Raw genomic sequence first — 7,498 nt, 5'->3', positions numbered from 1 at the left:
ATATTGGACATTCCCTCTCTTCGCCGTCTCGATAGCGGGTAACAGGGAATCCCCGTAAAATCCTTGTCCTGCGCCTATCCGGATCTTTCTCATGTCCTCCCGCCCCCCGTTCCTTCACTACCATTGTATGGTGCAGCTGAACGGCCTATTCGACTTTCTCTTATTAGAACTCTCATCTTCATGCAGTTCACCCCTTTTAATGGAAGCTGTTTGCTCCCAAGCCCCGTTTGGGGCGCTATGATGGATTTATACAGTAACTTCACGCTTAAGAATTACTCCTAACTTAGCGACCGGTTTTTTCAAGCATAAGCATAGATTCTCACCATTACCAATTAATCTCGCGAACTGCATAAGTCCTGAATGGAGTCATAACTGTAATTTCTGTATCTAAAATTCCTTTTTATTCTAATAAATTATTTCAGGTGAAATGATACGCAATTTCCATTTAATCGGACTCAAAGGGGCAATCCCCTTAAATTAGATAGTCGAGCAGATGCCGATCCGCATGAATTAGCACGGCGACGGGGATGTCGGGCAGCAAAGCGTGTATACGGCGAGTCGATTTGAAGTCAAATGATTGGATAAAGATATCCGCACGGCCCTCGATGCCTTCAATTCCTTGAAAACTGCCGCTTCTCCCAATGCCTGTAATCGCTTGGAGAAGCTTGTAACGAAGAACAACAGCGGCCAGCTTCTTTTCAATTCCGGGATAGAGCGGCGGATCCTTGATCTCAATGAGAAGGCCGATCCTGCCATAGAAACGATCCATGACTTCTTCCAGGGACACGATCGTTTCTTCCGCATAATCGGCATGAAAATAGCTCCCGGCATCCATTTTCTGAAGCTCCCGCAGCGTATAATCATGGACGAATCCCGTTTTGTTCGTCGTTCGGTCCACCGATTTATCGTGGATGACGACGAGCTCGCCGTCCTTACTCATCCGCACATCCAACTCGATGAAATCGGCGCCGAGGCGCTCGGCCAGCTCGAAAGCGGCCATTGTATTCTCGGGGGCGTAGCCGGATGCCCCGCGATGCGCGATGATCAATGGTCCCTCCGCCGCATAGGGATTAATGGCAGATACAGTTAATGCCGCGCAGCATAGGGTTAACAATAGCAATCCGATCCTGTGCCAGACAAAAGCTGTTTTTCGGCTGGCCATCGTTCCACCTCCTCCTTCTCGCACATAGCCGCTGACCTAAGCTCTAACGCTAGTGTCCCAGTCCTTCCAATCTTTTATTTCACGCCGTTATACACGAATGCTTTAATAATTTGTCTCTGCGAGAGGAAAAATTTTCGTTCGTTGTCATGACGAGCGGCCAGAAGTAATCGTTCCAATGGGCAATGAAGCTGAATAAGGCAAAGGTGACAAGCACCGGCTTCACCATCGGCACCATAATTTGAAGGATGATTTTCCACTCGGCGGCCGATCTTCGCCATTCGGCACCCTCCTCCTCGTTGTGCATATCCCGCAGCCTCTTTATTTGCCAAGCAGCTTGTTCGCCTTCTCGGCCGCTTCGTTAAGCGCTTCCTGCGGAGACGTATCGGGCTCGATAATCGCCTTTTGAATCGCATCCTTAACAATCTTGGCTACTTCCGGATAAGCGTTCTCCATCGGACGCGGTCTCGCATATTCCAACTGATCGACAGCTACCTTGAACTGCGGATACTCTGCAAAATGCGCCTTCAGCTCGTCGCTCTCCACCGCTGACATACGGGTCGGCAAGTAACCGACATGCTTATGCTGGTAAGTGGTGTTTTCCTTGGACGTCATCCATGTGATGAATTCCCAAGCGGCTTCCTTTTCTTCCTTGGTGCTCTTCGAAGTCATGACAAGCTGGCAGCCGCTTTGGGCAACGAGCGCTTCATAAAACCAGATATCGGCAGCCACCGTCATGCCGACCTTGCCTTTCTCTTTCAGAACGCGGGAATACTGCTCCAGCTCATCCCATGTTTTCGGACCTTCGGGATCCAGGCCGGCGTCTTTCAGCATCGTGACATTTTTGTACAGGATCGGGGTGCTGCGCATGAACGGAAGGCCGAACAGCTTGTCATCCACGCAGGCGTTCCCCATTAAGCCGGGGTTGAAATCATCGAGCTGGACCTGATCCTTGTCTCTCTCCGCATAAGCAGTCAGCTCCTCCAGCATCCCCGAGCGGGCGAATACGCCGGTGGACGCGATCTCCAGATCGGTTACAGCAGGAGCGTCTCCCGCAGCGAACGCTGCCTGTACCTTGGCATAAGGTCATCGTAGTCGCCTTGGTGCTCGGCAATCACTTCGATTTTGTCCTGCGATTCGTTGAACTCCTTGACCATGTGCTGCTTGGCTTCCTCTATCTTATTGCCGAATGCGTACCAGTATTAGATGACGATTTTCTTGTCTGGCGAGGCATTCGCGCCCTCCGCCGCGGCCCCGCTGTTCACGCTGCCATTCGTACCATTCGTACCGTTCGTGCCGTTGGAACCGCAACCTGCCAATACTACGACCATGAAAATTGCAAGCGATAGTGCAGTAAGCTTCTTAACCATTGTCCAATCCTCCACCTTTTCTTTGTTTTACTAGGCATACAGCCAAAAAAGAAACCTTAATCCAGCCACGGACATGAACGTCCGCAACGGATAAGGTTTCTCCATTGCTCCAACCGATTGCTATTTACTTGTCATCATGAATGATACGGTCCGACTATTAACTCTGTGTTATCAGGTTGCAAAGATTATTACCTCCTCCATGGTATAGGCCAAGTATTGTTTAACCGGTGAACCTCCCCGACTTACTTGTTATCACAAGTTGAAGTCGGGGCTTCTTACCACCGGCATCTTCCATGCACCTTTGTAAAATTGGGTTTGCCAACTCTACTCCATACTCGGAGGCAGGGGTGTCATCGAAGCTGCCTAAGTAAGCAACATGTGTCTTCGCACACATGGGGCGGAACAGCCCATCTACTACTTTTTGCTTACGCAATCCTTACAGGGGGAATGCGTCATTCATCCCCCACTAAGGGGATTTCTGACCGATTTTTGTAAAGGGAGGATAGAAGGCAGGATCCAAAGCAGATTAGCTGTCCAAAATAAACAAAAGCCTGCTATCCGCAGGCTTTTGGCATCTCTCTTATTTGGATTGTTCAAACATCCAGTCAATGGCTTCTTGTGTGTTGTATGCAGGCACCCATGAAAAATGTGCCATTGGCTATGGCTGTCAATTCAGCCCCGGTTATTGCCTTGTTAGGACGGAAGGTCCCATCGCTGTAGCCATTTATCGTTCCTTTTGCAGCACAGTTCATTCAAAGTACGCATTTTAATTACTTTTTAGCCCCATTAGCCGAGATTTCCCAATTAATATCATTCAAAACGTTTCCGTAAATGTCTTTAACATTAAGGACGATAAGGTCTATATAAGCGTCAGTATGTAATGCCCTAGCTAAGGTCAGTGTAACGGTTTTCTTATCATCACTTAGGGTAATAGCGGCTACTTCATGATTATGAGGTATATTAGCTTTAAGGTGATCACCATAGAAGCTTCTCGCGCATACGTCATTGGTTTCATTAATTACAGGATTACTAAAGGTCACTTTAACCGTTTTCGCATCGACTACTTTTACGGAATCAATTATAAAGTTCGAAGCTGTCGTACTTTCAGATGCAAATACGGAAGTAAAACTAAGTGCTAACACTACCCCTCCAATGATTAATGAAGTTTTAATAAATTTTGGAATTTTCATTTAAATCCTCCACTCGTATAATCGTTCGCCCACGCGCCGCTGGGCTTTTCATTTTTTTCGATGACAAAATGTGTTTGACATAGACTGCCGACTAAAATGTTCTGCTGCCATTCACCCCCTTCACGTTTTCAATCCGATCCCCGGAGTAACGTGGAACTATATCACCTTGCTGTTTGTTGAACTGATCCTGTTTTAATTGTTGTTCTAATTTTTTGTTTTCTTGAAAGTGAGTCTCTTCAAGATATGCGATCAATTTTTCGATCCGATGATTTTGAGCGGCCTGCATTTCTTCAACGGATGCAGAGATCTCGTTAATCGCGTATTGTAAAAGTTTCTTCATATCTTCTTGTTGTATTTCATTAGAAGATTCGGCAGACCTGTATTTATTTTTATTAAAGACAAATAAGTTTTCTAATTTGAAATATCGATCCAAACTCAAAATATAAGCGCGCCTTCCGCTGAGTAACAGGCCAAAAGCACTTGTATAAAGGGTAAGGCTGATTAAATTCATATTGCCTGAAAGAATGAAGTTAATATGCATAAATAGAAAAATCAGAATAGACGGGAAGGTCAGCAACCCTATTATTAGCATCAAACCTAGAATGATCTGAACCGCAGGAATGATATAATTTAAAAACATAACATGATTTAGTGCCGCTTCTTCGATGAAATATTTATAAAATCCTGGGACATGAGGTTTTCCCAGTGCGTCGATTAAATAATCTCTGAGAAATACCCCCGGTTCACTAAACCATGATTTCCCTGTAATCTTCGTAACCCCAGCCAAGAGCCAGCCCAAACCGAAAAGAATGCGCATCAAAACAATCCATGATTCAAATCCCCGTTTTGCAAGATTCCGTCTTTGAAGTTTTTGCAGAGCCCGAATCATTCATTTTAACCTCCTCGTAATAGTTCTCATTCGCACAATGATATGACCTGAAAGATCTTATTTGAGTTTTCATTGAGATTATATTGTATATGGTAAAAATAATTGCCTGTACATTAAAAATTTAGTTAAAGACAAATATTTTTACCTAATGCAACATTTAGTGCATAAAAAAATCTCTCATCGCTACAGCTATTTACAGACTTTGTAACATCTTCTCAGCCTCTTCACAGGATAAAGGTTTACTGAACAAGTAGCCTTGCACTTCATCGCACTGTTGTTGTTTGAGAAAAGTAAACTGTTCTTGGGTTTCCACTCCCTCGGCAATCACTTTCAGCTGTAAATTGTGTGCCATATTGATGATTGTGGTCACAATCGCTGTGTCTTTCGGACAGATATTGATATCCCACACGAAAGACTGATCGATTTTCAAAGTATCTACGGGAAAATGTTTAAGATAGCTCAATGATGAAAAACCGGTTCCAAAATCATCGACGGATATTTGGACCCCCATCAACTTTAATTCATTTAGCGTGGCAATGGTCTTTTCGATATTCTGCATAATAATGCTCTCCGTAATCTCCAATTCCAGGTATTGAGGTTCAAGCCGGGTTTCCTGCAAAATCCGGGAGAGTGTATCTGCTAAATTCCCCTGCTGGAATTGTCGCGCAGAGAGGTTCACCGATATGCGTACAGGCGGATACTCTGCTGCCTGCCAAGCTTTATTTTGACTGCAAACCGTTCTCAACACCCATTCGCCAATAGGTACGATCAGCCCGGTTTCTTCTGCTAGTGGGATAAATTCCGTTGGAGAGATCAGCCCCATTTCGGGATGCTGCCAACGAATCAATGCTTCCATACCGATCATCTTGTTCGTTTGTATACTCACCTGAGGCTGGTAGAAAATCGTGAATTCCTGACGCTCCAGCGCTTTGCGCAGAGCATTTTCCAGCATCATTTTCTTGGTTATCATTTTATTCATATCGGAAGTATAGAACTGATAATTGTTCCTCCCTTGTTCTTTGGCATGGTACATGGCCGTGTCCGCATTCTTGACCAATGTTTCGATGTCATGTCCGTCAGCAGGGTACAAGCTGACGCCGATGCTGGGGGTAATGAAGAGTTCCCGGCCTTCTATCAAAAAAGGCTGCGAGAATGAGTACAAGATTCTTTGGGCAACATGAGCAGCTTCTTCCTTAGCGATCTTTTCTATAATAACCGTAAATTCGTCACCTCCTTGCCGGGAGAGGGTATCTACTTCACGCAAACAGTTTTGTAACCGCTCAGCAACTGCCTGAAGCAAAAAGTCGCCTACGGAGTGGCCCAACGTATCATTAATAAGCTTGAAGCGATCCAAGTCGACAAACATGACGGCCAACATAAGATTGTGGATTTTTGCATGAAGCATTGCATAGCTAAGTCGATTATAGAATAGACTCCTATTTGGCAGTCCGGTCAAGGCATCGTGATAAGCCATATGCTTGATCGTTTCTTCCGCCCGTTTACGTTCGGTAATATCCCGTGAGTCAGCCAACACAACCTTTACCCCGTTCAAGGTAAATATACGGCTGCTAATCTCAACCGGTATTTTCAAACCATTTTTGGAGAGATAACTCCACTCAAAAGTGATTTGGCCTTTTGCCAACAAGTCCCGTATAATTCCAGGAACTTCATCCAAGCGGTCCGGGTCGGTAATGTCCATGAGTGACATCGAAAGAAAAGCGTCCCTGGTATAACCTAATCTTTGGTATGTAACCGGATTTACCTCAATGAACCGGGACGGCATTCCGTCCTCATCCAATTCAAACAAGAAAACGGCATCATTTGTATGATCAAACAGTGCCCGAAATTTTGACTCACTCTCCAACAGTGCTTCTTCAACCAATTTGCGTTCGCTAATGTTACGTCCGATAACAATAAGCACTTTCCGCCGCCCGTCCGAATGAAAAATAGGAACTCTAATAACGTCGAAGGTTAACGGCCTGCCATCCGGTTGAGGAATCAATTGCTCAGAACGTAAGGCTTTTTCTGCTCTCCATGATTGTTCGTCCGAATCTCCGCAATAAAGCGCTACATGACGATAAAATTCACTAAAACCAGCCAGTTCGAAATCTTTTTTGCCTCTGTATGGGACACCTTCAATCTGGAAAAGGCGCAGAGATAAATCATTGGCTACAAGCCATCGCCCCTCGCCATCCTTAAAATAAATAAAGTCAGGTATGGCGTTAATTAGAGTGGTCAATTGCTGGTTGCTCTCCTGCCGTTCTTCCTCGATAACAATTGGAAGCGTCTGTTTGCTACTCTCCTTGATTCTTTCTTTCATCCGCTTCATCCCCTTTAACGATACGAATAATTACGCCTGCCATAATTTATATTTTTTTCAACCCCGAAAAAAGTTGTATATAACCAATAAAGTTTACCTTAGGCAAGATTATAGCTGAAGAACTTTACTATGTCGAGATCAATTTTCGAGCTGCGGAAACTAGCATACAAACATCTGCTTCGAATACTGCTTAAATGAATCAATAATCAGCTTACAACTCATTCATAATTTGAAGCAGGAAAGGAATAGCCTCTTCCTTACGTTCAATCAGGGATTCGCCCTCCACTCTGTCATATATAATATCCATTCGCTCTTCGCAACAAATAATTTCATATACCTTTGGTTTTGTAAAGTTCATACCATTGATTTCCTTTGCGTTTTGAAACTCTCTTTCTACCGCATTTTCGGTGTTTGTCAAGATAGTTGTCGCGAATATATGAAAATAAGATAGCTATGTTTAAGCTTTTTGCTCAACTTGAATAGGGGTCGCTTTTTCCGGATTAAGCCAAACCTCTTCATCCAGGCTCCAATCGCGTGTTGCGCCTGACCAACGACCAGGATTCAGGGCTT

At 44.6% G+C, this 7,498-nt stretch carries 9 protein-coding genes and 1 pseudogene; all 10 read right to left on the bottom strand.

Annotated elements, in window-relative coordinates; translation table 11 throughout:
* Positions 1-472: 472 nt before the first annotated feature.
* Positions 473-1,162 (bottom strand): glycerophosphodiester phosphodiesterase, encoded by a 690-nt coding sequence (locus L1N85_RS26210; RefSeq protein WP_235241964.1) that lies wholly within the window; start codon positions 1,160-1,162, stop codon positions 473-475.
* Positions 1,163-1,295: 133 nt separating this feature from the next.
* Positions 1,296-1,430: pseudogene (locus L1N85_RS26205) on the bottom strand (carbohydrate ABC transporter permease); the annotation flags it as partial.
* A gap of 50 nt (positions 1,431-1,480) precedes the next feature.
* Entirely contained in the window at positions 1,481-2,182 is a 702-nt protein-coding gene (locus L1N85_RS26200; RefSeq protein WP_235241965.1) for an extracellular solute-binding protein, read from the bottom strand.
* Positions 2,183-2,193: 11 nt separating this feature from the next.
* Positions 2,194-2,316: a hypothetical protein gene (locus tag L1N85_RS27465; RefSeq protein ID WP_268818488.1), complete on the bottom strand. Its 123-nt coding sequence runs from the start codon at positions 2,314-2,316 to the stop codon at positions 2,194-2,196.
* Between the two features lie 45 nt (positions 2,317-2,361).
* Complete coding sequence (locus tag L1N85_RS26195; protein WP_235241963.1) at positions 2,362-2,529, bottom strand: hypothetical protein; 168 nt, start codon at positions 2,527-2,529, stop codon at positions 2,362-2,364.
* Positions 2,530-3,134: 605 nt separating this feature from the next.
* Entirely contained in the window at positions 3,135-3,281 is a 147-nt protein-coding gene (locus tag L1N85_RS28120; RefSeq protein WP_407946575.1) for an S-layer homology domain-containing protein, read from the bottom strand.
* Between the two features lie 18 nt (positions 3,282-3,299).
* Positions 3,300-3,719 carry a hypothetical protein gene (locus L1N85_RS26190; RefSeq protein WP_235241962.1) on the bottom strand — a complete coding sequence of 140 codons (420 nt, stop codon included), beginning with the start codon at positions 3,717-3,719 and terminating at the stop codon, positions 3,300-3,302.
* A 91-nt stretch (positions 3,720-3,810) separates the two neighbouring features.
* A complete protein-coding gene (locus tag L1N85_RS26185) occupies positions 3,811-4,608 on the bottom strand; it encodes a DoxX family membrane protein (RefSeq protein ID WP_235241961.1) in 798 nt (265 codons plus the stop codon).
* A 193-nt stretch (positions 4,609-4,801) separates the two neighbouring features.
* On the bottom strand, positions 4,802-6,928 hold the full coding sequence (locus tag L1N85_RS26180; protein ID WP_235241960.1) for a putative bifunctional diguanylate cyclase/phosphodiesterase: 2,127 nt from the start codon (positions 6,926-6,928) through the stop codon (positions 4,802-4,804).
* A 211-nt stretch (positions 6,929-7,139) separates the two neighbouring features.
* Positions 7,140-7,346, bottom strand: coding sequence for a hypothetical protein (locus L1N85_RS26175; RefSeq protein WP_235241959.1), 207 nt, complete (start codon positions 7,344-7,346; stop codon positions 7,140-7,142).
* Between the last annotated feature and the right edge of the window lie 152 nt (positions 7,347-7,498).

Origin of the sequence: Paenibacillus alkaliterrae (assembly GCF_021532375.1) — a bacterium.
GTDB classification, from domain to species: domain Bacteria; phylum Bacillota; class Bacilli; order Paenibacillales; family Paenibacillaceae; genus Pristimantibacillus; species Pristimantibacillus alkaliterrae.
Note: the sequence above shows the minus strand (reverse complement) of the source record. Positions and strands in the feature narration are given on the sequence as shown.

What these genes read in the sequence shown, in the direction of transcription:
- L1N85_RS26195 (WP_235241963.1), bottom strand. Translation starts at nt 2,529, where the DNA reads ATGGTTAAGAAGCTTACTGCACTATCGCTTGCAATTTTCATGGTCGTA.
- L1N85_RS28120 (WP_407946575.1), bottom strand. Translation starts at nt 3,281, where the DNA reads ATGAACTGTGCTGCAAAAGGAACGATAAATGGCTACAGCGATGGGACC.
- L1N85_RS27465 (WP_268818488.1), bottom strand. Translation starts at nt 2,316, where the DNA reads ATGGTCAAGGAGTTCAACGAATCGCAGGACAAAATCGAAGTGATTGCC.
- L1N85_RS26180 (WP_235241960.1), bottom strand. Translation starts at nt 6,928, where the DNA reads ATGAAAGAAAGAATCAAGGAGAGTAGCAAACAGACGCTTCCAATTGTT.
- L1N85_RS26210 (WP_235241964.1), bottom strand. Translation starts at nt 1,162, where the DNA reads ATGGCCAGCCGAAAAACAGCTTTTGTCTGGCACAGGATCGGATTGCTA.
- L1N85_RS26190 (WP_235241962.1), bottom strand. Translation starts at nt 3,719, where the DNA reads ATGAAAATTCCAAAATTTATTAAAACTTCATTAATCATTGGAGGGGTA.
- L1N85_RS26185 (WP_235241961.1), bottom strand. Translation starts at nt 4,608, where the DNA reads ATGATTCGGGCTCTGCAAAAACTTCAAAGACGGAATCTTGCAAAACGG.